General features: G+C 68.0%; 32 protein-coding genes and 1 pseudogene. 14 read left to right on the top strand and 19 right to left on the bottom strand.

From position 1 onward, the window contains the following. The first annotated feature begins 73 nt into the window (after positions 1–73). Positions 74–901 (top strand): hypothetical protein, encoded by an 828-nt coding sequence (locus tag ABDZ66_RS07465; protein WP_343757436.1) that lies wholly within the window; start codon positions 74–76, stop codon positions 899–901. 88 nt (positions 902–989) lie between these two features. Here ABDZ66_RS07465 and ABDZ66_RS07460 read toward each other — a convergent pair whose 3' ends face one another. After that, positions 990–1,217 carry a hypothetical protein gene (locus ABDZ66_RS07460; RefSeq protein WP_343757435.1) on the bottom strand — a complete coding sequence of 76 codons (228 nt, stop codon included), beginning with the start codon at positions 1,215–1,217 and terminating at the stop codon, positions 990–992. After that, positions 1,214–1,432, bottom strand: a complete 219-nt coding sequence (locus tag ABDZ66_RS07455) for a hypothetical protein (protein ID WP_343757434.1) — start codon at positions 1,430–1,432, stop codon at positions 1,214–1,216. The genes ABDZ66_RS07460 and ABDZ66_RS07455 overlap by 4 nt, the downstream gene beginning before the upstream one ends. Before the next feature lie 84 nt (positions 1,433–1,516). On the opposite strand from ABDZ66_RS07455, the gene ABDZ66_RS07450 reads away from it, so the two are divergent. Further along, a complete protein-coding gene (locus ABDZ66_RS07450; RefSeq protein ID WP_343757433.1) occupies positions 1,517–4,318 on the top strand; it encodes a class I SAM-dependent DNA methyltransferase in 2,802 nt (933 codons plus the stop codon). 283 nt (positions 4,319–4,601) lie between these two features. Here the strand turns inward: ABDZ66_RS07450 and ABDZ66_RS07445 are convergent, their stop codons facing one another. Beyond that, positions 4,602–6,194: a TerD family protein gene (locus ABDZ66_RS07445; RefSeq protein WP_343757432.1), complete on the bottom strand. Its 1,593-nt coding sequence runs from the start codon at positions 6,192–6,194 to the stop codon at positions 4,602–4,604. A 315-nt stretch (positions 6,195–6,509) separates the two neighbouring features. On the opposite strand from ABDZ66_RS07445, the gene ABDZ66_RS07440 reads away from it, so the two are divergent. After that, positions 6,510–7,328: a hypothetical protein gene (locus ABDZ66_RS07440; protein ID WP_343757431.1), complete on the top strand. Its 819-nt coding sequence runs from the start codon at positions 6,510–6,512 to the stop codon at positions 7,326–7,328. A 172-nt stretch (positions 7,329–7,500) separates the two neighbouring features. After that, complete coding sequence (locus ABDZ66_RS07435) at positions 7,501–7,740, top strand: hypothetical protein (RefSeq protein ID WP_343757430.1); 240 nt, start codon at positions 7,501–7,503, stop codon at positions 7,738–7,740. A 227-nt stretch (positions 7,741–7,967) separates the two neighbouring features. Here the strand turns inward: ABDZ66_RS07435 and ABDZ66_RS07430 are convergent, their stop codons facing one another. From ABDZ66_RS07430 to ABDZ66_RS07405, 6 genes are read right to left on the bottom strand one after another with little or no spacing between them, the layout of a single operon-like run. Next, a complete protein-coding gene (locus ABDZ66_RS07430) occupies positions 7,968–8,222 on the bottom strand; it encodes a hypothetical protein (RefSeq protein ID WP_343757429.1) in 255 nt (84 codons plus the stop codon). Further along, positions 8,219–9,067 (bottom strand): DUF3560 domain-containing protein, encoded by an 849-nt coding sequence (locus ABDZ66_RS07425; protein WP_343757428.1) that lies wholly within the window; start codon positions 9,065–9,067, stop codon positions 8,219–8,221. The genes ABDZ66_RS07430 and ABDZ66_RS07425 overlap by 4 nt, the downstream gene beginning before the upstream one ends. Further along, positions 9,064–9,432, bottom strand: a complete 369-nt coding sequence (locus tag ABDZ66_RS07420; protein ID WP_343757427.1) for a hypothetical protein — start codon at positions 9,430–9,432, stop codon at positions 9,064–9,066. The genes ABDZ66_RS07425 and ABDZ66_RS07420 overlap by 4 nt, the downstream gene beginning before the upstream one ends. Further along, entirely contained in the window at positions 9,429–9,776 is a 348-nt protein-coding gene (locus ABDZ66_RS07415; RefSeq protein ID WP_343757426.1) for a hypothetical protein, read from the bottom strand. The genes ABDZ66_RS07420 and ABDZ66_RS07415 overlap by 4 nt, the downstream gene beginning before the upstream one ends. Then, positions 9,773–9,985, bottom strand: coding sequence for a hypothetical protein (locus tag ABDZ66_RS07410; protein ID WP_343757425.1), 213 nt, complete (start codon positions 9,983–9,985; stop codon positions 9,773–9,775). The genes ABDZ66_RS07415 and ABDZ66_RS07410 overlap by 4 nt, the downstream gene beginning before the upstream one ends. Further along, positions 9,982–10,407 carry a hypothetical protein gene (locus ABDZ66_RS07405; protein WP_343757424.1) on the bottom strand — a complete coding sequence of 142 codons (426 nt, stop codon included), beginning with the start codon at positions 10,405–10,407 and terminating at the stop codon, positions 9,982–9,984. The genes ABDZ66_RS07410 and ABDZ66_RS07405 overlap by 4 nt, the downstream gene beginning before the upstream one ends. Before the next feature lie 142 nt (positions 10,408–10,549). On the opposite strand from ABDZ66_RS07405, the gene ABDZ66_RS07400 reads away from it, so the two are divergent. Continuing rightward, entirely contained in the window at positions 10,550–10,771 is a 222-nt protein-coding gene (locus ABDZ66_RS07400) for a helix-turn-helix domain-containing protein (protein WP_343757423.1), read from the top strand. 57 nt (positions 10,772–10,828) lie between these two features. On the opposite strand, the gene ABDZ66_RS07395 is transcribed toward ABDZ66_RS07400, so the two are convergent. The 4 genes and pseudogenes from ABDZ66_RS07395 to fumC form a co-directional block, all read right to left on the bottom strand. Beyond that, positions 10,829–11,077, bottom strand: coding sequence for a hypothetical protein (locus ABDZ66_RS07395; RefSeq protein WP_343757422.1), 249 nt, complete (start codon positions 11,075–11,077; stop codon positions 10,829–10,831). A gap of 121 nt (positions 11,078–11,198) precedes the next feature. Then, positions 11,199–11,570 (bottom strand): annotated as a pseudogene (locus tag ABDZ66_RS07390) (endonuclease III domain-containing protein); the annotation flags it as partial. Positions 11,571–11,640: 70 nt separating this feature from the next. Continuing rightward, complete coding sequence (locus ABDZ66_RS07385; protein ID WP_088248993.1) at positions 11,641–11,820, bottom strand: hypothetical protein; 180 nt, start codon at positions 11,818–11,820, stop codon at positions 11,641–11,643. Between the two features lie 290 nt (positions 11,821–12,110). Continuing rightward, positions 12,111–13,505, bottom strand: coding sequence for a class II fumarate hydratase (gene fumC / locus ABDZ66_RS07380; RefSeq protein WP_343757421.1), 1,395 nt, complete (start codon positions 13,503–13,505; stop codon positions 12,111–12,113). Between the two features lie 161 nt (positions 13,506–13,666). Here fumC and ABDZ66_RS07375 point away from each other — a divergent pair, with 161 nt between their 5' ends. From ABDZ66_RS07375 to ABDZ66_RS07350, 6 genes are all read left to right on the top strand, one after another. After that, a complete protein-coding gene (locus tag ABDZ66_RS07375; RefSeq protein WP_343757420.1) occupies positions 13,667–14,122 on the top strand; it encodes a hypothetical protein in 456 nt (151 codons plus the stop codon). 269 nt (positions 14,123–14,391) lie between these two features. Further along, positions 14,392–14,568 (top strand): hypothetical protein, encoded by a 177-nt coding sequence (locus ABDZ66_RS07370; protein WP_343757419.1) that lies wholly within the window; start codon positions 14,392–14,394, stop codon positions 14,566–14,568. A gap of 70 nt (positions 14,569–14,638) precedes the next feature. Beyond that, complete coding sequence (locus ABDZ66_RS07365; RefSeq protein WP_343757418.1) at positions 14,639–15,433, top strand: thymidylate synthase; 795 nt, start codon at positions 14,639–14,641, stop codon at positions 15,431–15,433. Between the two features lie 19 nt (positions 15,434–15,452). Next, entirely contained in the window at positions 15,453–16,271 is an 819-nt protein-coding gene (locus tag ABDZ66_RS07360; RefSeq protein ID WP_343757417.1) for an NUMOD3 domain-containing DNA-binding protein, read from the top strand. After that, positions 16,268–16,702 (top strand): deaminase, encoded by a 435-nt coding sequence (locus tag ABDZ66_RS07355; protein ID WP_343757416.1) that lies wholly within the window; start codon positions 16,268–16,270, stop codon positions 16,700–16,702. The genes ABDZ66_RS07360 and ABDZ66_RS07355 overlap by 4 nt, the downstream gene beginning before the upstream one ends. Further along, positions 16,686–17,219 carry a dihydrofolate reductase gene (locus tag ABDZ66_RS07350; RefSeq protein ID WP_343757414.1) on the top strand — a complete coding sequence of 178 codons (534 nt, stop codon included), beginning with the start codon at positions 16,686–16,688 and terminating at the stop codon, positions 17,217–17,219. Before ABDZ66_RS07355 ends, ABDZ66_RS07350 begins: the two co-directional genes overlap by 17 nt. A gap of 159 nt (positions 17,220–17,378) precedes the next feature. Here the strand turns inward: ABDZ66_RS07350 and ABDZ66_RS07345 are convergent, their stop codons facing one another. Then, positions 17,379–18,500, bottom strand: coding sequence for a GGDEF domain-containing protein (locus tag ABDZ66_RS07345; protein WP_343757413.1), 1,122 nt, complete (start codon positions 18,498–18,500; stop codon positions 17,379–17,381). 82 nt (positions 18,501–18,582) lie between these two features. On the opposite strand from ABDZ66_RS07345, the gene ABDZ66_RS07340 reads away from it, so the two are divergent. The 3 genes from ABDZ66_RS07340 (at position 18,583) to ABDZ66_RS07330 (ending at position 21,845) form a co-directional block, all read left to right on the top strand. Continuing rightward, positions 18,583–19,356: an AIM24 family protein gene (locus ABDZ66_RS07340; protein WP_343757412.1), complete on the top strand. Its 774-nt coding sequence runs from the start codon at positions 18,583–18,585 to the stop codon at positions 19,354–19,356. A gap of 64 nt (positions 19,357–19,420) precedes the next feature. After that, positions 19,421–20,422, top strand: a complete 1,002-nt coding sequence (locus ABDZ66_RS07335; RefSeq protein ID WP_343757411.1) for a YpdA family putative bacillithiol disulfide reductase — start codon at positions 19,421–19,423, stop codon at positions 20,420–20,422. A gap of 46 nt (positions 20,423–20,468) precedes the next feature. Then, positions 20,469–21,845 (top strand): VanW family protein, encoded by a 1,377-nt coding sequence (locus ABDZ66_RS07330; protein WP_343757410.1) that lies wholly within the window; start codon positions 20,469–20,471, stop codon positions 21,843–21,845. A gap of 60 nt (positions 21,846–21,905) precedes the next feature. Here ABDZ66_RS07330 and ABDZ66_RS07325 read toward each other — a convergent pair whose 3' ends face one another. The 5 genes from ABDZ66_RS07325 to mnmG form a co-directional block, all read right to left on the bottom strand. After that, a complete protein-coding gene (locus tag ABDZ66_RS07325) occupies positions 21,906–22,751 on the bottom strand; it encodes a ParB/RepB/Spo0J family partition protein (RefSeq protein WP_343757409.1) in 846 nt (281 codons plus the stop codon). Next, the gene (locus ABDZ66_RS07320) at positions 22,735–23,484 is read right to left on the bottom strand and encodes a ParA family protein (protein WP_273990116.1); all 750 of its coding nucleotides are present in this window, start codon (positions 23,482–23,484) and stop codon (positions 22,735–22,737) included. Before ABDZ66_RS07320 ends, ABDZ66_RS07325 begins: the two co-directional genes overlap by 17 nt. Positions 23,485–23,548: 64 nt before the next feature. Further along, positions 23,549–24,286, bottom strand: a complete 738-nt coding sequence (gene rsmG, locus ABDZ66_RS07315) for a 16S rRNA (guanine(527)-N(7))-methyltransferase RsmG (RefSeq protein WP_343757408.1) — start codon at positions 24,284–24,286, stop codon at positions 23,549–23,551. Further along, positions 24,283–24,681 carry a hypothetical protein gene (locus ABDZ66_RS07310; RefSeq protein WP_343757407.1) on the bottom strand — a complete coding sequence of 133 codons (399 nt, stop codon included), beginning with the start codon at positions 24,679–24,681 and terminating at the stop codon, positions 24,283–24,285. Before ABDZ66_RS07310 ends, rsmG begins: the two co-directional genes overlap by 4 nt. 112 nt (positions 24,682–24,793) lie before the next feature. Further along, positions 24,794–26,599, bottom strand: coding sequence for a tRNA uridine-5-carboxymethylaminomethyl(34) synthesis enzyme MnmG (gene mnmG / locus ABDZ66_RS07305; RefSeq protein ID WP_343757406.1), 1,806 nt, complete (start codon positions 26,597–26,599; stop codon positions 24,794–24,796). Positions 26,600–26,637: the final 38 nt, after the last annotated feature.

Raw genomic sequence — 26,637 nt, 5'->3', positions numbered from 1 at the left:
CAGACGAATCAGGCGATGAAGCGTCTGCCCAAAGTCGACGCCTCCGGCCAGGGGAATCGCTGCAAGATGAAGTATGGAACACGACGAAACCATCGACCTCGGCACAGACGAACAGGAAGCGCAGGTGTGGGCTGGCATCGTGCAGGGCTGGACGCCGGGCACGCTTCAGGTCGTGACGATTCCGCCAATCTGCCAGGACTACCCGTTCTGGCGCAGGTGGGAGTCGTCCGGGGCTTACGCGATGGACTTCAATGCGTCGGATACCTGCGAGTCGCTGGCCGTGTTGGAAGCGATCAGTCAGCGCTGGCTGAGCGTCACGCAGCCGCGCACGCTGGAGCACGTCCCGTCTGAGCTGCTTCACTTGGTGCCCATGGCCCTCTCGGGGAAAATAGGGCCCGTCCGGACCCGCCTCTTGCGCGAGTACTTCGCCACGTTCGGCGCGCTGGAGGAAGCGATGAGGAAAACCCTGGAACAGGTGGGGACGTACAGCGAGAAGTACACCGGAATGAGGGCGGCTCAGCCGCCCCAGTCTGCCACCATTCAGGCCGCGGTTCGGGCGCGGAGCACCGTCGCGATGCACCGCAAGCACATCGATTATCGCGCGCGGCTGGGGCCGGCAGCGCTGCAACGTCGCTACGATTCAGTAGGCCCATCTGCTCGGGATTTGACCCACCAGCCCGTCTTCGACCTGTTCGACGCGACACAGCAGCAGGCCTACCATCCAGACATGGCGCACACGTTGCCAGAGATCCACACGGAAGTCACTGCCTTCGTGCAGACCTTCGCCGACCGCATCCGCGAGGTGGCCGACTCGACCGCCCCGCACCTGCCGATGAGCACAGCAGAACCGGTCTTCTTCCAGACGTTCCAACACTCCCCGCCCACGCAGTTCCTTCTCTAAAAGGTCCCCATCCGCTCCAGCCCGTAGTTGGTTGCGACTTTTTTGCCCCCTGTCTGCGCTTCGGCGTGAGGCGGGGGGCCTTTTTTCGTTACGGAAGTTCGGCAGGTGGGTCGGCTGGGACATGGTACGAGAAGGGGAAGATCTCTGCGCGCCACGTTTCGGGGTCGCGGGCCCAGGTGAGCGGCTGGCCGGCTTGCTGGCCGGCGGCGGTTCGCGCGGCGGCGGCGGTGTCGTAGGGGCCGAGATGACGGACGACCTCTCCGGTTTCGACGTGCGTGACGGTGACGTACACGCCGGGCGGGGTGGATTCGTTCATGCAGTCTCCCCTGCTGCGGGCCGGAGCAGGCGCAGGACGTAGACCATCGCTCCGGGAACCCAGACCACCCCGAAGACCAGGAGAATCCACTCCGGGCCGCGCGTCTCCGGTTGCGTGACCATCTGCCACAGAAGGTACGTGCAGGTCAGCACGCTCGACAGGCAGATCAGCAGCAGGTAGAGCAACACACCGACTCGCACGCGATCCATCGTCATGCCACGCAGCTTACCGGCCCTGACGCTCCGCACGGCCACACGTGCGCCCCCCGACCGGCCCTGCCTGACGCATACTGCGCCGTGATGCAACCCCAGGAATTCGCGGTCAAGTGGCGGGACCTCGCGCCGCGCCTCACCGAACGCGCTGCGTACCAGGAGCACTGGCGGGACCTCTGCGCCCTGCTCGGTGAGCGCGGCCCTACCGACGCTGGCGACCCGGACAACTACGCTTTCGAGAAGCACGTCAAGAAGGCCGGCACCGGCGAGACTGGGTTCGCGGACGTCTTCAAGCGCGGTCATTTCATCGCGGAGTACAAGGGGCACGGCAAGAGCCTCGGGAAGGCGCTGCAACAGGCGCTGCTGTACGCACGAGAGCTGGACAACCCGCCGCTGCTGATCGTGTCGGACCTGAACGTCATCGAGATCCACACGAATTTCACCGGCAGCAGCCCCCGCACCCTGCGGATCACCCTCGACGACATCGAACGGGACGCACCCGTCGGCGGGGACCTCACGGCCCTGCAGGTGCTGCGCGCCGCGTTCCGCGACCCGGGCCGACTTGACCCGCGCCAGTTGCGTGAACGGGTCACGCAGGACGCCACCGCGCAGATCGGACAGGTCGCGCAGGCCCTCGCCGCCAGGGGAACGGCGCCCATTCCGGCCGCGCACTTTCTGATGCGGGTCGTGTTCGCCATGTTCGCCGAGGATGTCGGCCTGCTCGAACGTGGCTTGCTCACCCGCGTTCTGCGGCGCGCACGGGAGCACCCGGACCGCTCGCAGGGGTACTTCCAGGAGCTGTTCACGGCCATGCAAGGCGGCGGGGAGTTCTGGGGCACGGACGTCCGGCACTTCAACGGTGGGCTGTTCGATGACGGCGCGGCCCTGCCGATCACGCAGGGGGACGCCGACCGACTGTTGCAGGCGGCGACGCTGGACTGGGCGGAGGTGGAACCCGCGATTTTCGGGACGCTGTTCGAGCAGAGCCTGGACGCCGCGACCCGCAGTAAGCGCGGCGCGCACTACACGTCCGTCCCGGACATCCTGCGCGTCACGGACCCGGTCGTCATGCAGCCGCTGCGGCGCGAGTGGGCGAAGGTGAAGGCGGACGCGGAGGTGCTCGCTACGAAACGCGGCGGTCGACGTGCGGCGCTGGACGCCCTGCAGGCCTTCCATGCGCGCCTGGGGGACGTGACCGTCCTGGACCCCGCGTGCGGGAGTGGGAATTTCCTGGTCGTGACTCTGGGGCAGCTGCTTGACCTGGAGCACGAGGTGCGGCTGCTGGCGTTCGAACTGGGGGCGGGGCCGTTCGATCTGCCTCCGCGCGTTCACCCCCGGCAGTTGCGGGGCCTGGAGATCGAGCCGTTCGCGCATGAGCTGGCGAGCGTGTCCGTGTGGATTGCGTACTTTCAGTGGAAGTCCGCGCACGGCGGGGAGTGGGACACGCCGGTCCTGCAGCGCCTCCCGGAGATCCGCCAGGGGGACGCGCTGCTCACGGCGGTGGCAGGTGAGGACGGGCAGGTCGGGTACGTGGAGACGGTCTGGCCGGCAGCGGAGTTCATCGTGGGGAATCCACCCTTCCTGGGCGAGAAGAAGCAGGGTCCCCGCCTGGGCCTGCCGTACCTTCAGCAGCTGCGGGCCGCTTACCAGGGCCGCGTGGCGGCGAGCAGTGATCTGGTCTGCTACTGGTTCGAGAAGGCCCGCGCGGCGATTGAGGGGGGCGTGACCCGCCGGGCGGGGCTGATCAGCACGAACAGCATCAACATGCTCGGGAACCGGCAGGTGCTGGAGCGGATCGGTGAGACGGGAGCGATTTTCCGGGCGTGGCCGAACCTGCCGTGGTTGCAGGACGGCGCGGCGGTGCGGGTGGCAGCGGTGTGCTTCGACGGCGGGCAGGAACAGGAGCGGCTGCTGGGGCACCTTGAGGGGGAGCGGACGCCGCAGGAGCGAGAGGTGCTGGTGAGCGTCCCGGCGATCCACGCGAACCTGTCGGCCGGGGCGGATGTGACGCAGGCGGTGCGCCTGCCGGAGAACGCCGGGCTGAGTTTCCAGGGCGTGAAGCTGGCCGGGGCGTTCGACGTGACGGGGGACGTGGCGCGGGCGTGGCTGGCGCTGCCGAATCCGGGCGGGGTGAGCAACGCGGACGTGCTGCGGCCCCTGCTGAACGGGGATGACCTGATGGACGTGCGGGGCGACACGTGGGTGATCGACTTCGCGTCCCGGAGTGAGGAGGAAGCTGCGCAGTACCTTGTGCCGTTCGCGCATGTCGTTGAACACGTGAAGCCGGTGCGGGCGACCAATAACCGGAAATCCAGGCGTGAGCGGTACTGGCAGCTGGGGGAAGTGATGCCTGCCATGCGTCGTGCGCTGGCGCCACTCTCCCGGTACCTGGGAACATCGATCGTGGCGAAGCACCGGGCGTTCGTGTGGTGCGAGGCGCGGGACCTGCCGTCAGGGCGATTGGTGGTCGTGGCGAGTGATCAGGACTGGATGCATGGTCTGCTGAACAGCCGCGTGCATATTCTTTGGGCGCAGAAGGCAGGAAGTACCCATGAGGATCGACCGGTCTACACCTCGACGACATCCTTTGAGACGTTCCCGTTCCCCGTGTGGACGCCGGCGAGCCAGGAGGCGGTGGCGGCGGCCGGGCGGTTCGTGGAGACGGCCAGGGACGGGATGCGCGCGCAGGGGTACACGCTGACGGGGATGTACAACGCCCTGGGAGCGGTGGAGGGCACGACCAGTCCGGCCTACACGTTGAAGCTGGCTCATGAGCGGTTGGATCAGGCGGTGGCCGCCGCCTACGGCTGGGAGTGGCCGCTGAGCGAGGATGAGGTGCTCGCCCGACTGCTGGCGCTCAACCTGGAACGGGCAGGGCGCGCGCCCTGAGCGTGGGACGCACCCTGCCCGGATGACGTTTACCCCTGGCCGCCCCCTCCGTCCGACCCGCAGAGCACGCAGGAACGCACCCTGTAGCACGCGCCCATGTAATCCGGAGAGGTGGGGAAGCATGACCCGCGAGAGCGGTACGCGGCAATTGGCGGCAGCTGCGCGGGGAAGGGCCGGGTGCACACGACAGTGGCGGCTGGGATGACCCGCAGGCGTGGCTTCAGCGATGAACGCAGGACGGTCCGCACCGGGATCTCCGGGTATTCCGGCTGCCTCGTATCATTCAGAGGCGGTTGCTTTTCTGCAGGTTGCAGCGGCGGCAGAGGAGCTGAAGGTTGTTGACGGTACTCGCACCCCCCTTGCTGTGAGGGATGACGTGATCGAATTCCAGATAGTTGCTATCTCCACACTCGACGCATTTGCCCTGATCACGCTGCCAGACCTCAAGTTTGACCTTCTGAGGAATGCTGCGGCTGGCCCGCTCCGTCTGCGGCATCATCAGCAGGCGCTTGTTGATGCGGACCAGTGCGTCCAGGGTGGCCCCGAGCAGCACGGGTTGGCGCACCTCGTGGTAGTACCCGTTGCCTTTCTTCACGCCGAGCGCCAGATTGACTCCATCCGGTAGTTCCTCAATCTGCAGGACCTTTGCATACTGGATGTTCCAGCCTCCTTCAGTGGGACTGAGGAAGTGTACCTGCCTGTTTGTGACCACGAGCTTGCCGGGGATGTCTCGGGTGCGGGTGCTCGTAACGTGCCGGTACGTGGCAGTGCATTCCAGATGGGCAATTTCTCCTGCCTCAAGCATGATGCTGCTACGGATGGCGGGCAAGTTTCCGGCACGCAGCTGCGCGGCCTGCTTGAGTTCTTCCAGTTCCCGCTGCAGGTGGCTGACCATGGTAGTGGGCACTTCAAGGTGCTTGACCATCCAGTTAAATGTGGTTTCCTCTTCCTGGGTGATCTGTCCGTCTGCTCGGGCAAGCGCGAACATTCGCTCCAGGAAGCGCAGGGCGTCAGAGCGGACGAATTCCAGCGCCCGGTGGGCACTGAGGCGTTCCCGGTCGATAACAGCTTGCAGGTCCTGCCACTCGCTGTACTCCATGACGCTGTCGGCACAAGCATCAACGAACCTCAGACGGAATTGGCGTAGGCCTTCGGCCACTTCTCGCTGGCAGCGCCCGCAGATGCCCTGGGTGTCGAGTCGGTTCAGAAGATTACTTCTGACTTGGCAGCGGCGGCAGGTGGTGCCGGTAGGCGGGAAGAGGGGCACGGACTTGAGGGCAGGCCACTGCTGGATGGGCAGTGGGCTGCTGGATTGCGGAGGGACCGGAAGCCCAGGCGGTGTCGGGGGGTCATTGACCACCTCTCCGCCCATGGATTCGAGCAAGGCCTGTAAACCACCGTTGAAACCCTGTCCAACGGCCGCGACCCTCCATTCGCCCTGGTAACGGTAGAAATCCAGTAGGAGTACAGCTTTTTCTGCCTGGAAGACGTTGCCCTGTACTTTGAAGGTAGCTTTCACTCCCGCCGGATCACTCAGGTGCACTTCCCCTGCGCCCAGTGCTGCGAACGTCTGGTTATCCGAGGTGGCAGCCACCGTGAGTCGGTGAATGCTGGGGGGGAGACGGTCCAAATGAATATGGAATTCCGAGCGTCGCAGATCCAGGCTGAGAGCCCGTTCCGGACTGCTGAGCTGGTTGTAGAAGATGAAATATCGGTCGTCCGCTAGGCGACGCTGCTCGTTAATTCCGAACAGGCTGAGGTCCGCTTCATTCATGCCTGGCAGGTTGACCTGGACGGTCAGGCTGCGCTGCGCGGTGAGCGCGGCCAGGGGGATACGCTGCCCTCGCTGCAGGTGCTCAGGGATAGGTGCGGACATAGGTCAATAGTGTCAGCTCAATGCGGACTTTGTGCCGCACTTGCCTCGCGGCTCTGAGTTGCGCGTAGGTATGGATGAGCTGATACACGATCAAGGGGGTGGCAGGGGCCTGACAGCTGATGCCTCTCTGAATGGGTGGGGTCGCTGGGCACATCGGCTCATTTAACTGACCTGACCCTGTTCAGCCGAACCGAACGAGACCGTCTGAGACGGTCTTTTTTCGTTTCTTCTGACTTTACTTCGGATCGTCCGACGTTCAGACTGCAGACATCCGAGGAACGGGAAAACACCGTCCCAGACGATAAGGAGACGATTATGACCAAAGCAATGACGGCCGCCCAGAAAGACCAACTCCTCGCCGAAGCGAAGGCCGCGGGCCTGTACGTGACCCGCACCAGCACCGACTTCCACCTGACCACCAACGACGGCAAGACCCGCGTGACGCCCGGCGAGCTGCGCCGCCTGATCGCCCAGGCTGAGGAGATGGGCCGGGACGAGGCGTTCGAAGCGGCCGCCGAGATCCGCGCCGAACTGGGAGCGAACGCCGATCAGGGCGAGCCGGACACCCTGGAGGATGCCCTGGAAACGGCCCTGGACGGCGCAGCAGCCCCTGCCCCCGAGGGCGAAGTCGTGGAAGCGCCCGCCGCCCCCGCAGAGCCCGAGCAGACGACCGCAGAGCCCGCCCCGGCCAGAGAGGCGACGCCCGCCAAGGCCAAGCGCGCCGCGAAGCCCAAGGCCGACACGACCGACAAGCCCGCTCGCGCAGTGATCAAGTACGGCCCGCCCTGCGGCGGTGACGTCAGCGCCCTGGCGGTGGCCACCAGCGACGAGGCCCGCAACCCACTGATGCACCTCGACGCGAAACCCCAGGCCGTCTACGCGAGCAAGGATCTGGCCGCTGCCGCCGGGCGTGCACTGAGCAAGGGGACCGCGTGGCTGGCATTCCTGGCGGCCACGCCGGACGGCGAGACGTTCTGGGCACTGGTGACTGTCGAGGGCGGTCAGCTGGTGCTGGACGGGCAGGCGGTGACGGTCACGCTGCTGGACGGCGGGGCGGCGGACGACGCCCGTGCGCGGGTCGTGCAGGGCCGCCTGAAGGCCAAGGCGCAGTGGCAGGTGAGCCGGGCGGCGTGACCGACCAGACCAGCGGCGGGGGCTCAGGCCTCCCGCTTTTTTTTGTTCAGCCGAACCGAACGCGAACGTCTGGGACGGCATTTTCGGCCAAATCCGACTTTACTTCCCAGGGTCCGACCTTCAGACTGAGGGTAGCTAAAAACACCGTCCCAGACGATCAGGAGCGTACTTTATGACCGAATCCAGCATCCCCGCAACCCGCCCCGCCGCCCGCAGCTTCGACCTCACCCACTGGGGCGTCCTGGACTCGTTCCGGCGCGTGCAGGTCAGCGGTCCCCACAGCCTCACCAACGAGCTGGTCAAGGCGTACCCGCACCTGACCTACGGGCAGGCGCGTGAACTGGCTCAGGGCGCCTGGGACGGCGAGCAGCCCTGCGTCGCAGACGTGACCGCCGAGGTCAGCTGGGGGTGAGTCCCCGAACCGTAGCAGCAGCGCCCCCAGGACTGACCTAGGGGCGCTGCTCGTGGTGCGGTTACTCCGGAATCGGGCGGCCCTACAGGTCCTCGGCGTACTCGCAGGTCAGGCACTCCCGTCCCATCGACTCGCCGGTGAAGTCGTGCGACAGCAGCGGGAACGCGCCGCCGCAGCGGGGGCAGTCTGCCTCATGCGCGGCGTGCAGCGTCTCGCTGAGGTAGGCGTCAGGCGTCCCGGTCTGCGGGTGCCGGGCCGCCCACCTCTGCCGGTGGGCCCACGAGCTGGCAGGCGAGGAGGTGCAGGTCGAGTTGCGCGAGGGCGTGGTCGTGGCGGTCGAGGGCGTCTCGGGTCTGGTCATGGGTGCTCAACTCCTGCCGCAGCGCGGCGATCAGTTCTCGCTGGGTCTTGGTGGCGCTGGCCACCCGCTGCTCCAGGGCGAGCAGGCGGCCAACGACGGTCGCGGGGGTGCCGAGTTTCACTCCGGCTGCGGCTGCGGTTCAGTCCAGGGTTTGACCTCGTGGGGCGGCGCGGCCCACTGCCAGCCGACGGTCGCGCCGGTCAGCTGCTGGAGCTTCAGGTTGACGCGCCCCACGCTGACGACCTGGCACTTGCCCCAGCGCTTGTGCTGCACGATGTCGCCTTTCTTGTAGGCGGTCACCGGCGCGAACGGCTCGGGGTTCAGGCTGGCCAGCCTGCCCTCCTCGAACGCGATCCGCAGCGTCAGGTGCTCATGCCAGCGCCCGGCGTACCGGTTGTCCGGGGCCTGGGCGAGGGTCCGCTCGTGGACGCGCAACTGCTCCTGCAGGCGGCCAATCCGGCGGCGCACGACGCCAGGGTCAGACTTCTGCCGGGCGCGGCGTTCGGCCCCCAGGGCGCGGCCGCGCCAGTAGTCGGCCAGCTTGTCCTCCTCCAAGGCCTTGCGCATGTTCTGGTCGCTGCGTTCGATGGCGCGGCGGTGACGGCCCTCGCTGTGGTGGCCCACCTTGATCGGTTCGCCGCCGGGCGGGAGGCCCTGCGTGGCCGCCGTAACGCGCTGCTCGGACCTGCTCACCGCCGCCGCCGCGTGACCGGCGAAGCGCTGCACGCGGGCCTGCGGGTCATCCGGGTCCGCCTCGTGCGTGATCTCCTCCACGCGGGCCAGCAGGTGATCCTCGCGGCCGGGCGTCCAGGTGGCTACCCAGGCCCCGGTGCGGCCCCACCACTTGAATCCGGCGGCCTTGGCCAGGGCGTACTCGTTGGCGTCTAGGCGCTCGTCCGGGGTCCAGCGGAGCGTATCGTCATCGAGGTTGTAGACCGCCGTGCCGTTCGTGACCGGGCCGGTCACCGCTCCACCGCCACGGCCGCGAGCAGCAGCCCGCCCCCGCGGTCCACGGTGACGTTGATCCGGTGGCCCATGATCGACTGGAGGCTCACGGCCTCGCCGATCTGCAGGTCGGTTCCCTCAGCGGCCACCAGTTGCAGGACCTCGCCCTCGCGCGTGGTGACGGTGACTCCCCAGATCGGGGTCACGTTGGCGGGCGTGGCCAGCTGCACGTCGAGTAACTCCTCGCTGTCGCCTGTGTCGCGCGGGAGCTGCCGCCGGAGCACGACGACCAGCCCCGCCGCGTCGAGCGCAGCGAGGGTGTCGTCACCGTTCGGGCCGAGCGCCTCGACGGCGATCTGCCGGGCGCGGTACAGGTCGATCTTCATGCGCTCACCTCCAGCCCCTCACAGTGGAAGCACAGCTCGTCGGGCGTGCCGACGACGGGCGCCCCGCAGCCCGCGCAGGGCATGTCGCGGGGGCCACTGCGTTGCCGCTCAAGCAGAGCCAGATCCGCCTGGACGATGAACAGCGCCTCCGTGCCGGTGGTGGACGGTTCGAGCGGGTAGCAGTCGCCGTCGGTGCCAGTGATCGCGCTGTCCTCCGGGTGGACGGCGTGAACGGTCGCGCGGAAGTCGCGGCGGCCGCTGCGGGGCGTGAAGGTCACGCCCACCACCTCCCAGGTGACTTCGTCCATGCGGCGCAGTTCCCAGTGCTGCACGACGGGGTTCACTCGCGCCTCCGACCGGCGTTCTCAGACAGCCCGAACTGGTGCTCGGGGGCGAGGGCGGCGCGGTGGCCAGCCGTGATGGCGTCGAGTTGAGCGAGTTCGGCGGTGAGGACGGCGCGGCGCTGCTCGATGGCCTGGAGGGCGCGGGTGCGTTCCTCGGGCGTGAGGGGGGCGGCGGCGCAGCTGGCGGTGAGGTGTTCGAGGGCGGTCATGCGGCGGCCTTGATGCGGGGGAAGGTGAAGGTGAGAAAGTCCCACACGGCGCGGGCGTCGGGTTCGGTGAGGGCGGCGAGGCTGTGAACGGCGCGGTCGAGCGCGGCAGCGGCGAAGGCGTAGTGCTGGCCGCTGACGACGCCGGCGCGGGCCATGAGGCGGTGCAGGCGGGCGGCGCGGGCCTTGCCGATCGGCGCGGCTTCCAGGACTTCGTGGGTGACGGTGGTGGTCGTGGCGCCGCGCAGGATGTTGATGGCGTGGCGCAGGTCGCAGGTCTGGCCGTCCACGACGGCTTCGATGCCGGCGGCCGTGCGGGTCAGGGTGACGGTGTGCTTGCGGATCTGGATGACAGCGCCGTCCATGCGGTCGTGGGTGACGGTGTTCCAGGTGCGGGTGGTGGCGCGGGGTGCGGTATCTTGCATGGCGATCCTCTGTGATGGGGGATTTCAGGTGGGGGGCGCTCTTTCTTCGCGGGAGGTTGCGCCCCTTTTCTGATACCTCAGTGTATACACCTACCGTCTACATGTCAACACTTAACGCCTACGGTCTGCTACAGTAGTCGGCATGAGCGCCGACCCCACCCCTCACGCTGTTGAACTGGTCGAACAGGCCCTGAAGGAACAAGGTAAGACCCGCTCAGACCTCGCACGCGATCTGAACATCTCCCGCCAGCAGATCACGCGCACGCTCAACACCACCGCGCTGATCAATCCCAGGTCGGAACACTGGCTCCCCATCCTCGACGCCCTCGGCTTAGAGATCATCGTCAGGCACAAAGAAACCTGAAGCGGGACCACCTCGATCAGAGGTCAGTCCCGCTTCAGGGCGTATGGTCTCTCCTACTCAGCCAGCCTTACCCATCGGCCCATGGCGAGCAGCGCTCCTGGCGTCCTCGAGCGCACGGGCCAGGGCGCGCTGGTGCACCGCGAGGCGCAGGTGCCGGTCCGCCGTCGCCATCAGCGCGTCCCGCACCGCCGGGAAAGCATCCGCCTCACTCCCCGCCTGCGCACGCAGCGAGAAGGCGATGGTGTCGTTACGGCGGGCATCCGTCCGGAGCGCCTGCACGGCCTCAGGGGAAAAATCGAGTGTCACGTGTACATCCTGCCGCCGCATCAGCCTGGCCTGCCGTAGGAAACCTCATACCAGTAACGGAAGCGCGACATCCACCATCCAAGCCATGCCTACGAAAAAACCAGCGTGACTGAGTAACGGCTACGAGGCTGGCGGTCTTGACGCCCACGCCGGGCAGGTCCGTCAGCACCTTCAGGGCGTCCCTAACCGGCAGGTCGCGCAGGTGCTCCAGGTCGTACCCGCCGGGCGAGTCGCGCAGCGCGGCCAGGGTCGCCTGGATGCGCGGGGCCTTGCTCTCGGGGTAGTTGCTGCGGCGGATGGCGTGCGCCACGGCCTCCACGGGCGCGGCGATGATGGCGTCCCAGTCGCCCAGCGTCCGCAGTTCCCGGTACGCGGCCTCCTCGTCGGCGTGCGTGGTCCGCTGCGAGAGGATCGTGCTGATCAGCTCGTGCAGCGGCTCCCGCCGGGGGTTCAGGGGCCGCTCGCCGTACTCGGGCCGCAGGGTGTCTTTCATCCACACGAGCAGCGCGGCCCGCTCGTCGTCCGGGCGGGCCACATTCAGGGGGGCTTCTGTCGTCACAGCCTCAGGACTGGCTGGGGGCGCTGCCTTCCACCTCGTCCCGGCCCCCCTCGGCGGGTTCGGGTTTCGCGGCGGGGTCGATGTTCGGGTCCTTCCCTTTGGCCGCGTCGGGAATGGCGCGGCTCTGACCCTCGGCGGGACTGGTGTTCGCGGGGTCGTAACCGGTCTTCTGCTCGTCGCTCATGCCCTCAGCTTGCGCGTGTGGCGGCGCGGTTGGATGGCGCGCACATCAGGACGCCTTAACGCAGCCCCGGCACGCCTGCGCCTGAAACAAAAAATCCGCCCTGCGGGGCGGCTTCGGCGGTGTACCTTGATTTCTTTAATGTAGCGCGGAATGCACGGGGTGTCAATCCTATGCGGGCCCTCCGAAAAGCGCCCTCCAGCACAGCTTTTTACAGGCAAGCGCAGGGGAGGATCATGCAGTCGGGGGAGAGGCCCGCACCCGCCGGTCCCCTCCCCCACCCGCAGCCGGGTTCAGCTGTGCGTCATGTCGAGCGGCACGACCCACTCGTCGAACTCGGCGTCCGTGACGTACCCGAGGGCCAGCGCGGCCTCTTTCAGGCTCCTGCCTTCCTTGTGCGCCTTCTTGGCAATCGCGGCGGCCCTGTCGTACCCGATGTGCTTGTTCAGCGCCGTGACCTGCATCAGGTTCACCGAGAGGTTGTGCTCGATCTTCTCGATGTTCGGCTCGATCCCGACCGCGCAGTTGTCGTTGAAGGCCAGGCAGGCATCGGCAATGAGGCGGATGCTTTCCAGCACGGCGTGCACCATCACGGGCTTGAACACGTTCAGCTGGAAGTTCCCCTGAGACCCCGCGAACGCCACGGTCGCGTCGTTCCCGAACACGCGGGTGGCGACCATCGTCATCGCCTCGGACTGCGTGGGGTTCACCTTGCCGGGCATGATGGAACTGCCGGGCTCGTTCTCGGGAATGGTGATCTCGCCGATGCCGTTGCGGGGGCCGCTCGCCAGCCAGCGCACGTCGTTCGCCATCTTCATCAGCGCGCCCGCCAGGGTCCGCAGGGCCGCCGACGTCTGCACCAGCGCGTCGTGCGCGCTCAGGGCCGCGAACTTGTTCTGGGCGCTGCGGAACGCGAAGCCCGTCTCCTCGGCGTACTTCTTCGCGGCCAGATCACCGAACTGCGGGTGCGCGTTCAGGCCCGTCCCCACCGCCGTGCCACCGATCGCCAGTTCCAGCAGGCCCTCACCGGCGTGCCGCACCTGCTCCAGCGCGTAATCCAGCTGCGCCACCCAGCCGCCGATCTCCTGCCCCAGCGTGATGGGCGTCGCGTCCTGAAGGTGCGTGCGGCCCACCTTCACCAGCCCCGCATGCTCCTGCGCCTTGGCGTGCAGCGTGTCACGCAGCCTGCCCACGCTGCCGTACAGCCGCTCGTTCAGTTCCAGCACCACGGCGATGTGCATGGCGGTCGGGAAGGTGTCGTTGCTGCTCTGGCCGCGGTTCACGTGATCGTTCGGGTGCACCGGCTTCTTGCTGCCCATCTCGCCGCCCGCGATCTCGATGGCGCGGTTGCTGATCACCTCGTTCGCGTTCATGTTGCTCTGCGTGCCCGACCCCGTCTGGAACACCACCAGCGGGAAGTGGTCGTCCAGTTTCCCGGCGATCACCTCGTCCGCCGCCTGCACGATCAGGTCCGCCACGTCACGCGGCAGTTCGCCCAGGTCCGCGTTCGCCTGCGCCGCGCCCTTCTTCAGGATGCCCAGCGCCCGGATCACGGGCCGCCCCCACACGAACGTGTCCCGCCCGATCGGGAAGTTATGGATGCTGCGTTCCGTCTGCGCGCCCCAGTAACGGCTGGCGTCCACGTCCAGGGTGCCCATCGTGTCCGACTCTCTGCGAATGTTGGTCATAGCACCTGAGTCTAAAGGCCCAGCCCCGACCGGAGGCCTGTCACGAACCGGGGAACGGGACACCCGGCCCGCTGCGGCAACCCCGCACACACCTGACCGCCCGCACAGGTACGCTGGAGCGGTCCGCCCGCATCCTCATCCCCGCACCCCCGGAGGTCCGCATGAACGCCCGCATCATCCTCAGCACCCTGCTGCTCACCCTGCCCCTCGCCCCCACCGCCCAGGCGCAGACCGACACCGCCGCCAGAAAAGCCATCCAGACCGAACTGAAAAAAAGCACCACCTTCTACCTCGGCAAGGGCTACAAGACCGTCAACGCCGACATGCTCGACATCAACTTCCTCGACGAGGGCGACAGCGACACCGAACTCGTGTACACCCTGACCAGCGGCCGCGAGTACCTGATCTACGGCGTCTGCGACGACGACTGCAGCGACCTCGACATCAACGTCTACGACGCCAAGGGCAACCTGATCGCCACCGACGAGGAAGACGACGACGTTCCCGCCGTCAGCGTGAAAGTCACCAAAACCGCCGACTACACCGTCGAAGTCGTCATGGCCGCCTGCGACAACGACCCCTGCTACTACGCCGTCGACGTCCTCCAGAAGAAATAAACCCAGACCGCTGGCAACGGCCCTCCTTCCGAACTGGAGGGCCGTTCTATAATTCTTTCAGGCGCAGGCAACACGCCTCTCTCCGCGCACCTGGGACGCACAGCACCACCATGAAAGAAGACGGCCACCTCTGAAAGTCAGCCGTCCATGCCTTCACAACAGCGTTTTCAAGATCGCACTCCTTCCGACGGGAGCGCATTCCCTCACTATTGCCCACGCAATCTAAGCCTGCCTGCGCCAATTGAATGGGCATGGAGATACACGTACCCATGACCGACTCCGCTTCCCTGGCTCTCTTCGGCCTGCTGGCCTTCATGCTGTTGCTGCACTCACTGGGCATGAAACTCCCCTTCGCTCAGATCTTCGCGTTTCTCTCCGGTTCGGCACGCCAGCTCGCCGCTCTCGCTGCATTCACCGCGCTGCTGGCATACCTTCTGAAACTGTAATTTCTGCGTTCAGGGCGGCACTTTCTCAGACATGTGAGAGTGTCGCCCTGAGCGTTCTACACTGCTGTTGATGAAGCAGTACCTCGATCTGATGCGACATGTGCTGGAGAACGGCACCGTGAAAACCGACCGGACCGGCACCGGCACCCGCTCGGTGTTCGGCGCGCAGATGCGCTTCGACCTGCGCGACGGCTTCCCGCTCGTCACCACCAAGCGGGTGCACCTGAAAAGCGTGATCTACGAACTGCTGTGGTTCCTGCGCGGCGAGAGCAACGTCCGGTGGCTCCAGGAGCGCGGCGTGAGCATCTGGGACGAATGGGCCGCCCCGGACGGCGAGCTTGGCCCGGTGTACGGCGTGCAGTGGCGCAGCTGGCCCACCCCGGACGGCGGCAGCATCGACCAGATCGCGCAGGTCATCGAGCAGATCAAACGCACCCCGGACAGCCGCCGCCTGATCGTGAACGCCTGGAACGTCGCGCAGATTGACGACATGGCCCTGCCCCCCTGCCACACCATGTTCCAGTTCTACGTCGCCGACGGGCGGCTCAGCTGTCAGCTTTATCAGAGATCGGTCGATTGTGGCCTGGGTCTGCCGTTCAATATCGCCTCGTACGCCCTGTTGACGATGATGGTCGCGCAGGTCACGGGCCTTGAACCCGGTGAGTTCATTCACACGTCCGGGGACGCGCACATCTACCTGAATCACATTGATCAGGTGAAAGAACAGTTGACGCGCGAGCCGCACCCCCTCCCTGTGATGCATCTGAACCCGGAGGTCAAGGATATTTTCGATTTCAAGTACGAAGATTTCCGACTTGAAGGATACAAGGCGCATCCTCATATCAAGATGGCCGTTTCAGTCTGACATGAACGGGGAGAGTGACGTGACCGGAGGTATCTACGAAATTCGCCACCGTGAGAGCGGCCGGTATTACGTGGGGCGCACCGAGTGCTTCCGGAGTCGTTTTCGGCAGCACCGTTCTGATCTGCGGTGCGGGCGGCACCACTGCGTCTTTCTTCAACGCGCATGGAACAAGTACGGCGCGCAGGCCTTCTCGTTCCATATCGTGACGGTGTGCAGTCTCATTGAAGCGGTTGACATCGAGACGGCCCGACTGGCGCAGGAAGACCCACTGAGGTACAACGTCAGCCGGATGTCCAGCGGCGGGGACCTGTTACGGCACCATCCGGATCGGGAGGCGATCCTGACCCGCCGCAGGGCCTCCTCGGCGCGCTTCATGCGGAGCCTGAGTGCGCAGGAGCGGATTCGTCTCTATGGCTGCCCCGGTGAGAAGAACGGCATGTACGGCCGAACCCACAGTGAGGAGAGTCGGCGGAAAATGTCCGAGACGTCGCGCCTGACGGTGAAGAGGGGGAAGGACAGTCCGAATTACGGTCTGAAACGGTCCCCCGAGACTCGGGCGCGAATGTCGGAACTCGCCTCGGCCCGAACGGGCGAACGCAATTCATTCCACGGCCGCACCCACAGTGCAGAAACGAAGGAGAAACTGGCGATGGCCAACAGAGGACGAACACCGACGAATTCCCGTCCCGTTCAGGTGGAGGCCCAGCGGTTCCCCTCGGTCACTGCGGCGGCCCGGCACCTCGGGGTCACGCCTGCTCTGGTGATCTACCGGATCAAATCGCTGAAGTACGCGTACGCGTACGCCCTGCCGCAGCAGGATCACCGGGAGACCCTGTGACCCGCCCGACCTTCGATGAGCTGGGGCTGGCGACGGCGCGGCTGTGGGCGTCGCGGAGTGCGGACAGCAAGGTGCGGGTGGGCGCGTGCATTCTGGACCGGCATCACCGGGTGGTGGGGGTGGGGTACAACGGGCGCGCGGCGGGCGAACCGAACGAGCGCGAGAGTCTGGAGCAGGGTCAGAGCGGTTTCATTCACGCGGAGGTGAACGCCCTGCTGGCCGCGAACTGGAACGGGGAGGGGCACACGCTGTACGTGACGCACGAGCCGTGCGCGGCGTGTGCGCGGCTGATCGTGAACTCGCGGCGGGTGGGGCGCGTGATTTTCGAGTCGGCGTACCGGGAGTCGGTGCGGGTGGAGTCGGGCCTGCCGAGCGGTGAGCAGATCCTGCGGGACGCGGGGATCGAGGTGCGGCATGTTCCCGCACCCTGAGCCGGAGCGGGTGGGGCCTGAACGGCTGGGGCCTGAACTGGTGGGGATCGTGGCGGTCACGGAGAACGGCGTGATCGGACGTGACGGAGGGATGCCGTGGCACCTCCCGGCCGATCTGGCGCACTTCCGCTCGCTCAGCCGCGGGAAACCGAACGTCATGGGCCGCAAGGTGTGGGATTCGCTGGGCGGGCGGCCGCTGCCGGGGCGGGAGAACATCGTCCTGACCCGCAACGAGGCGTTCAGTGCGCCGGGCGCACGGGTGGCGCACTCGCCGCAGGGCGCACTGGCCCTCGCCGGGGACGCGCCGGAGGTGGCGATCATCGGCGGGGCGGAGGTGTACGCGCTGTTCCTGCCGCAGTTGACCCGCCTGGAACTGACCGTGATTCACGCGCGGCTGGACGGGGACACGTTCATGCCGGACCTGGGCAGCGGCTGGGTGGTGACGCAGGAGACGAGGCGCCCGGCGGACGCCGCGAACGCGTTCGACCTGACGTTCCGGACGTTACGGCGCCACTGATACGGATTCCGTTTGTTTCGCCGACAATCCGTAACTTCACCGGATTGCCAACTCCACGTCCGGAACCCGCCCAGCTCCCACTCTCATACGGACTCCGCCTGCACGGTTGACCAATACCGTTCAAGCCGTGCACTGTCAATGAAACAGCCGGAATCCGCATCAGGGCTCCCGCTGGGCGTGCCAGCCGTTCCGGCCTCCCTCCTTCACGCGGTACAGCGCGCGGTCGGCGCGGGCGATCAGGGTGGGCAGGGAGTCGGGCGGGAGGGTCCCGGCGGACAGGCCCGGGGCGTGGCGGGTGACGGTCACGCCGACACTGACGGTCACGCAGCCCACGCCGGGCCAGGCGTGCGAGGCGAAGGCGCGGCACAGCCGCGCGGCCTGCACCTGCGCGCCCAGGAGGTCGGTGCCGGGCAGGACCGCCATGAACTCCTCGCCCCCCCAGCGGCCGACCACGCCGGGCACTTCGAGGGTGGCCGTGATCAGCTGGCCCGCACCGATCAGGACACGGTCACCTGTCTGATGGCCGTGCCGGTCGTTCACGCGTTTGAAGTGGTCGAGGTCCAGCAGCAGGACCGCGCCGCCGGCACCGGGGTCCAGCAGGACCTCCACGGCCTGGTACAGGCCGCGCCGGTTGGGCAGTCCGGTCAGCTGGTCGGTGTGGGCCAGTTGCTGCGCGAGGTGCAGGCGGGCGCGCTGCGCCTCGAACTGCCCGCGGTACCACGCGAGGGTATGTACGAAGATCAGGGTGATGCTGACCGTGAGCTGCACGCGCAGCAGTTCGGCCGTGACGGGCCGCGCCTGCAGCAGCAGCGCTCCGAGCGGCAGGGCGCAGCTGACGATGTACGCGGCGGCGCTGTACAGCGCTGCCGTCCGGTGGCTGTAGATCAGGTGGGCGACCATGCAGACCGTGACGAGCATCCAGTACGGCGAGTCGTTCAGGGCCAGGCCGTTCGGGTCCGGTCCGAGCGACTGCTCGAGGATCTGCGCGAGGTGGGCGACGTTCATGCCGATGAACATGACCCGCTCGATGACCGTCACGGACCGCCGGGCCAGCAACCACCCGGCGCTGAACAGCGTCATGATCGTCAGTGCCGGAATGAACACGCCGGTGTACAGGTCCGTGCGGCCCTGCAGGTGTCCCACGGTGTACACGAGGGCCAGCACGATCAGCCCGGCTGCCAGGGCCAGCAGGTACGCGCGGCGACGCAGTTCCTCGGGCGTCACGAGCGGCCCGTCCCGGCTGGGCGGGGGAACGGGTCGGCGCTCGGGGGGGCCGGTCATGGTCCCCTCAGCTTAAGGGGCGGCGCGGCGTCCCGGTCAGACTCGCCTGCGGGCGGCGGGGGCGCAGGCTACACTGCCGGTCATGAGCCACATGCAACTCGTGCAGGAGCAGCGCGGGAACGGACTGACGCTGCGGATTCACGCCCTGACGCACGTGACGCGTTTCTCGCAGGGCAGTGACGGCCTGAACGAGACGCGCGAGATGGACGGCCGCTTCACGGTGGAGGCGGAACTGCACGGCAGTGGCGTGCTGATCGAGCCGGGTGCGTTCCAGTACTCGGTGGGGCAGGTGCAGGCGGCCGTGGAGCAGCAGCAGCAGGGCGGGTTCCTGCGCCGCGCCATGGCGACCGCCGGAACGGGCGAGGGTGCCTTCGCCACGCGCTTCACCGGGCAGGGGAAGGTCTGGACGGAACCCACGCGGCGGCACTTCATCATCGCGGAGTCCGCCGGGGACGCCGGGGACGACATGATCCTGGATGACCGGGCGTTCTATCTCGCGCAGGACACCATGCAGCTCGGCACGCACACCCACAGTTCCGTGGCGGGTGCGCTGTCCGGCAATGGGCTGCGACAACCGAAGCTGACCGGGCGGGGCATCTTCGTGGTCGAGTCGCCCGTGCCCGTGTCGGAGGTCGAGGTGATCGAACTGAACGGGCGGGACTCGGTGATCGTGGACGGCGACATGATCCTGATGTACTCCGCGTCGCTGCGGGTGGAACTGCGGCCGCTGGTGCGGGGCGTCCGGAACGCCATGCGCAGCGGCGAGGGGCTGGTGTTCGTGATCAGCGGGACCGGCACGGTGTTCCTGACGCCCACGCACCGGAACGTGTCGGTCGCGCACACCGGCCTGACCTGACCGGTCGGCGCCCACCGTGCCTGTCCCGCAGTCCGGGCCCGCCGGGACTGGCAGAATGCCGGGCATGAGTCTGGTTGATGTTGCCATTGTCGGGGCGGGTCCGGTGGGTCTGGCCGCCGCGATCGCCTGCAAACGTGCGGGCCTGAGTTACGTGGTGCTGGAGAAGGGCTGCGTCGTGAACGCCATCTTCGAGTACCCGACGTACATGTCGTTCTTCACGACCGCGCCGGAGCTGGAGATCGGGAATCACCCGATGGTGACCGGGCACGACAAGCCGGATCGGCGCGACGCGCTGATGTACTACCGGCTGGTCACGCAGCGGGAAGGATTGAACGTCGAGCAGTACACCGAGGTCACGCGCGTGCACGCCGCCCCGGCGGGCTTCACGCTGGCGGTCGAGAAGCGCGACGGAACGCCCGGCGTGGTCGAGGCGCGGCGCGTGGTGGTGGCGACCGGGTACTACGACAACCCCGTGCACCTGGGCATTCCCGGCGAGGACGGCGAGAACGTCAGCCACTACTACACCGAGGCGCACCCGTTCATGGGCCTGAACGTCACGGTGATCGGCGCGGGCAACAGTGCCGCTGACGCCGCGCTGGACCTGTGGCGCGGCGGGGCGAACGTGACCATGGTCGTGCGCGCCCCGGAACTGAAGAGCACCATCAAGTACTGGGTGCGCCCGGACCTGGAAAACCGCATCCGGGAGGGCAGCATCGCGGCGCACTTCAACTCGCAGGTCGTGCAGATCGACGAGGACCGGGTGCAGGTGCGCGGCCCGGACGGGCAGCTGTTCGCGCTGCCCACGCACTTCACGTTCGCGCTGACCGGGTACCGGCCGGACCTGTCGTTCCTGTCGGACCTGAACCTCGCGGCGCAGCCGGACGAGTGCCTGGTCCTCGACGATCACTACCAGAGCAGCGTGCCGGGCCTGTTCGTGGTGGGCAGCGCGGGCTTCGCCGGGAAGACCAACCAGGTGTTCATCGAGAACGGCCGTCACCACGCGGTCGCGGCGGTTGCCGAGATCGAGCGGCAACTGGCCGGCCAGCGGGACCTGCAGCCCGGCTGAACCGCCGCTCATGGCAGCTTCGCCGGTGCGTGAAATACTGCCGGGCATGACCCTGTCCCGTCGGTCCTGGCTTCTGAGTGCGCTGCTGCTGGCTGGGCCCGGCGGCGCGGCGCAGACGATCCCTGCGCAGACAACCCCCGCGCAGACGACCCCCGCGCAGGCGGCGCCCGGCATCCCGGCGCTTCCGCCCGCCCCGGCGCCCGCGCCCCCACCGCCCGGCCCTCCACCGACTGAGCCCTCCCCGGCCGAGCCCTCCCCGCCGGTGCCTGCTCCCCCCGTCCCCTCCCCTGTCCCGGCGCCGGCCACGCCGACCCCCGAGGTCACGGTGCCGGCCCCCAGGATCACGGCCCCGCTGCTGATCAACGTGGAAACCCAGTGGCCGGCACTCGTGAACGGCAGGAAGACCACCGTGCCGTTCACGCGGACCCTGACCATCCCCGGCAAGCGCGTGGAGCTGCTGCGGCAGCGCGGCGTGATCACCGAGAGTCTGGAAGCCGACCTGCAACGGTTCCTGCGTGACCTGCCCACCACGCCGCAGGACGCTCGATTCGAGGAACTGTGGGACGGCTGGGCGGTCGTGCAGCGCAACGGCCTTCAGGTGAACATCGACAAGACCCGCGCCAACCTGCTCGCGGCCCTGAAGGACCCGCGTGGCGTGAAGGTGAACGTGGTCCTGGGTGCGCAGAGCGCGCCGAGACGCACGCTGGATTACTTCCTGTCGCGCGGCGTCACGGCGCACCTGGGAACCGGCGAGACGAATTACTACGGCAGCAGCCCGGCGCGCGTCACGAACATTCACGTGGGTGCCAGCCGCTTTCAGGACCGGCTGGTCGAGGGGGGGACCGTGTCGTTCAACGAACTGGTCGGTCCGATCACCCTGAACGCCGGTTTCGTGACCGGGCTGGTCATCGCGGGGGAACGCACCGCGAACGGTGTGGGCGGCGGCATCTGTCAGGTGAGTACCACGGTGTTCCGCGCGCTGTACGGTGCGGGCCTGCCGGTCACGCAGCGGCAGAACCACTCGTACCAGGTGCATTACTACGATCCGCAGGGTCTGGACGCCACCATCTACCAGCCCAGCCTGGACCTGCGGTTCGCCAATGACACGGGCGGCGCGCTGTGGTTCCAGACCACCTGGGACGATCAGGAATCCCGCCTGAGTGTCAGCGTGTTCGGGAAGGCGCGGGACTTCACGGTGCAGGTGGGCGCTCCACGCACCCTGAAAACCACACCCGCTCCCGCTGACCGCCTGATTCCCGACGCCAGCGTGCCAGCCGGGCAGCGCCGTCAGGTGGACTGGGCCGCGCCGGGCGCGGTGATCGAGGTGCAGCGGTCCTTCCTGCGCGGCGGGAAGGTCTTCAAGCAGGACACCCTGAAAAGCACGTACCGGCCCTGGCCGAACATCTTCCTCGTGGGTCGCTGACCAGCCGCAACCGGAAGAGGCCGCCATATGACGCGGCCCCTTCCCTGTTCACCACCCGGCCTATTCCTCGGCGTAGCCCAGCAGGTTCAGCAGGCGGTCGAGTTCCTCGCGGGACCCGAAGTTCAGTTCGACACGCCCCTTATCCTCGCCCGTGATGCGCACGCGGGTGCCGGTGCGGCGGCTCAGGTCCAGTTCCAGCTGCCGGTACGCGCGCGGCGGGTTCACCCTGACGGGCGTGTCGGCGCGGCGTTCGCGTTTCAGGGCCTCGGCGTCGCGGACGCTCAGGTTGCGGCTGGTGATCTGCTCGAGGGCCCAGGCACGGTCCGTGTCGGGTTGCGAGAGGATCGCGCGGGCGTGCCCGGCGCTGATCTGCCCGGCGTCCAGCGCCCGCAGCGCGGCCTCGGGCAGGGTCAGGAGGCGCAGGGCGTTCGACACGGCGCTGCGGCTCTTGCCGACCGCCTGCGCCACGCCCTCCTGGTTCAGGCCCTGTTCCATCAGGGTCTGGTACGCGCGGGCCTCTTCCAGCGGGCCGAGGTCCTCGCGCTGGAGGTTCTCGACAATGGCGATTTCCAGCGCCTCTCGGTCTCCGAGGTCGCGGATGATGACGGGCAGTTCGGTCAGTCCGGCCAGCTGGCTGGCGCGCCAGCGGCGTTCCCCGGCGACGATCTCGAAGTGCTCGGCACGCGGGCGGACCAGCAGGGGTTGCAGCACGCCCTTGTCGCGGATGCTCTGGGCGAGTTCCGCGAGGGCCTCCGGCGCGAACACCTGCCGGGGCTGGTAGGCGGCCTGCACGATCTGCTCGATCTTCAGGGTCTGCACCTGCGGGCCGCCCGCCTCGGGTTGCGGCTCGGCGGGGCGGGCCAGCAGGGCGTCCAGGCCGCGTCCGAGGCTAGATTTTCTCGACACGTTGCATCACCTCCTCGCTCAGGCGTTTGTAGGCCGCCGCGCCCGCCGACAGCGGCGCGAAGGCGTTGATGGGTTTGGCGTAACTGGGCGCCTCCGACAGGCGCACGTTGCGCGGCACGACCGACCAGAACACCAGTTCCCCGAAGTGCTGCCGGACCATGCTCTCGACTTCCTGCGAGAGGTTCGTCCGGCCGTCGAACATGGTCAGCACGACGCCCAGCACCTTCAGGCGGGGGTTCAGGCCGCCCTGCACGCGCTCGACGGTTTCCATCATGCCGGCCAGACCCTCCAGGGCGTAGTACTCGGCCTGCAGGGGAATCAGCAGCGCGTCCGAGGCGGCCAGGACGTTCACGGTCAGCGGGCCCAGGCTGGGCGGCGCGTCGATCAGGACCACGTCGTAGCCGCTCACGCTGGCGAGCAGGCGGCTCAGGGCGTCGGGGTCCTCGGCGAGTTCCACACCGGCCCCGGCCAGGTCGGGCGTGGCGGGCAGGACCCGCAGGCCCGCCTGGGCGGTGTCCAGCGTGAATTCCCCGGCGCGGGCCGGTTCGCCCAGCGCCTCGTACAGGCCCTGGGTCGCGCCGCGCAGGCCCAGGCCGCTGGTGGCGTTGCCCTGTGGGTCCATGTCGAGCAGCAGCACCCGCTTGCCCCCGGCGGCGAGGTACGCGGCGAGGTTCACGGCGGTGGTGGTCTTGCCGACCCCGCCTTTCTGGTTGACCACGCCGAGAACCTTCATGCGTCCGTCCGGGTGCATGGGGCCGCCGCAGCGTGGGTAGGGTTGTCCGGAAGTCGCATGCGTGTCACCGTGCCGTCCAGAATAGCGGTTGCTGGTTGGGCACGCCCTCACGCCTGGGGTACTTCGCGGGGGTGGGGCCGGTCTTCTCGATCACGACCAGGGTGCGGGCGTCGCCCAGCACGGGCAGCGTGAAGGCGTCCACGACGGTCAGGCGGCCCCCGACTTCCCCGGCGGCGCGGCGGCCGGCGCGCAGTTCGTCCTCGCTGATGGGTCCTTTTTGCGCGACCAGTCGTCCGCCCGCCTTCAGCAGGGGCAGGCCCAGTTCCGCCAGGATGGGCAGGGCGGCCACGGCGCGGCACACCACCCGGTCGTAGCGCTCGCGGTGGTCGGGGTCGCGGCCCAGCGTCTCGGCGCGGCCCACCTGTGGGGTGACGTTGGTCAGGTTCAGGGCGGCGGCGGCGGCCCGCACGAAGTCGATCTTCTTGCGGATGGAGTCCAGCGGCGTGAAGTCCGTCTGCAGGTTCATGATCGCCAGCGGCAGCGTCGGGAAGCCCGCTCCGGTGCCGATGTCCAGCACGCGCAGGTCCGCGCCGTCCAGGTGTCCGCCGCGCAGGCAGCTGAGCGAATCCACGAAGTGCTTCAGGATGATGTCCGGCTCGGTTTTCAGGGCGGTCAGGTTCACGCGGCTGTTCGCGTCGACCAGCAGGTCGAGCAGCGCGGCGAAGGCCGGCACCTGCGCGTCCACGTTCAGGCCCAGTTCGGCGGCGCCCTGGCGCAGCAGCGCCTCGCCTTCGGGGGTCACAGGCTGTACCTGAGTTTCATTTCCTGGTACCTCTCGTATACGTATTCATCGGTGTCCTCCAGCGGCAGGGCGTCCAGCATGGGCAGCAGCGTGTCGCGCAGCACCTGTCCGCGTGCCATCCACTGAAAATACCGTCTGCCGCCGTGGTCATACGGCCCGTACAGTTTCGAGCCGGGCACCAGTTCCAGCAGGCGCTCGAACAGCCGCTGGTGGCGGGTGTGCATCCGCAGCGTGATCTGCGGCTGCTTGCCGTCCCCGCCGAAGGAGCCCTCGCCGATCAGGATGCCCAGCAGCAGGCCCTGGTGAAAGGCGTTCAGGGAGCCGGGCGGTGTGGTCGTGGGGGTGGAATGCGTGTCTGTGATGGGAACCTCCAGCCGGGCCTGCCTGCCTCTCAACAGCGCGCCCCTGTTTCACCGTCAAGTTTCCCGTGAAACATCCGGGGCGTCAAGCAGGAACACGCCGGGCGGGGCGCCCCCTTCGGTGCGCCCCGCCCGGCGTGTTTCACCGTCAGGTTTCCCGTGAAACACCCCGCCCCTTCAGGTGCACCAGCAGCGCACTGATGTCGGCGTGGCGCACCCCGGAGATACGGCTGGCCTGCTCGACTGTCTGCGGCTGCAGGCGCACCAGCTTCTCACGCGCCTCGTTCGACAGCGACGCGATGGCCGCAAAATCCACGCCGCCCAGGCTCAGGTCGCGTGAGCGGTCCTCGGCCCGCAGCTGAATCTCGGCGCGGCGGATGTAGCCGGCGTACTTCACGCGGATCTCGACCGCCTCACGCTCGGCGGCCGAGAGCTCCGGCAGGGTCACGCCCAGCGCCTCCACGTCCGGCAGCGTGAATTCCGGGCGGCGCAGCCACGCGTCCCCGGTCTGCCCCTGCGCCCGCTGCGCGGCGAGCGCGTCGATCCCGGCCTGCACGCGGGCGTACTTCGCCTCGACCCGCGCGACCTCGGCGGCGTCCACCAGTCCCAGCGCGTGCCCGATGGGCGTCATGCGCTCGTCGGCGTTGTCCTGCCGCACCAGCAGGCGGTGCTCGACGCGACTGGTCATCATGCGGTACGGCTCGTTGCTGCCCTTGAACACCAGTTCGTCCAGCAGCACCCCGATGTACCCGGTCTCCCGCCCGATGAACTGCTCAGCCTCTCCCCTGGCGCGGCGGGCGGCGGCGGTCCCGGCGATCAATCCCTGCGCGGCCGCCTCCTCGTAGCCGCTCGTGCCGTTGATCTGCCCGGCCGTGAACACGCCCGGCATCCGCTTCGATTCCAGGTTCAGGGTCAGTTCCAGGGAATCCACCACGTCGTACTCGACGGCGTAGGCGTAGCGCTGGATCACGGCCCGCTCGAACCCCGGCAGCGTGCGCACCAGCGCGTCCTGCAGGTGCGGCGGCAGCGAGGAGCTGAAGCCCTGGAGGTACACCTCGCTGGTCTGCACGCCATCCGGCTCCACGAACAGTAGGTGCCGGTCGTGGTGGGCGAAGCGCACGACCTTGTCCTCGATGCTGGGGCAGTAACGCGGCCCCAGGCCCTCGATGTCCCCGGCGTACATGGGCGACTCGTGGATGTTCTCGTGAATCAGGCGGTGCGTCTCGGCGGTCGTGTGGGTCTGCCAGGTGGGCGACTCGGCGGCGCGCGGGCCGGGCGTACCCGTGAAACCGCGCGGGCTGGGGTCGGCAGGAATTTCCAGCAGCTCGGCGAAGTTCACGGCGTCGGCACGCACGCGGGGCGGTGTGCCGGTCTTGAAGCGTTTCAGGACGTGCCCGGCGCGGGCCAGCGGCGCGGACAGGAAGCGCGAGGGTGGCTCGCCCTGACGGCCCTCGGCGCGGGACTGCCGCCCGTACCAGGTGACGCCGCGCATGAAGGTCCCGGCCGCCACGACCACGCTGCGGGCCGCGAGCCGGCGCCCGTCGGTGGTGACGACCAGCCAGCCGCCCCGCCCGTCGCTTTCCAGGTCGGCGGCCTCGCCGCGCAGGATGTCGATGTTCGGGTGACCGAAGATCACGTCCTGCGCCCGCTCGGCGTAGGCGTCCCGTTCGTTCTGCACGCGCAGGGACTGCACGGCCGGGCCCTTGCTGGCGTTCAGCACGCGGGTGTGGATGGCGGTCTCGTCGGCCAGCCGGCCCATCAGGCCGCCCATGGCCTGCAGCTCGAACACCAGCTGGCTCTTGCCGGGGCCGCCCACCGCCGGGTTGCAGGGCATGCGGCCCACCGTGGCGGGGTTGCCGATCAGCAGGGCCACGCGGGAGAACTTCGCGGCGGCCCACGCCGCTTCCAGGCCCGCGTGTCCACCACCGATCACGATCACATTCCAGCCACTCATCTCAACTGAGCAGTGTACCGGGCGGCCGGGTCGGGCAG

It is taken from the genome of Deinococcus depolymerans, assembly GCF_039522025.1.
Classification (GTDB): domain Bacteria; phylum Deinococcota; class Deinococci; order Deinococcales; family Deinococcaceae; genus Deinococcus; species Deinococcus depolymerans.
Note: the sequence above shows the minus strand (reverse complement) of the source record. Positions and strands in the feature narration are given on the sequence as shown.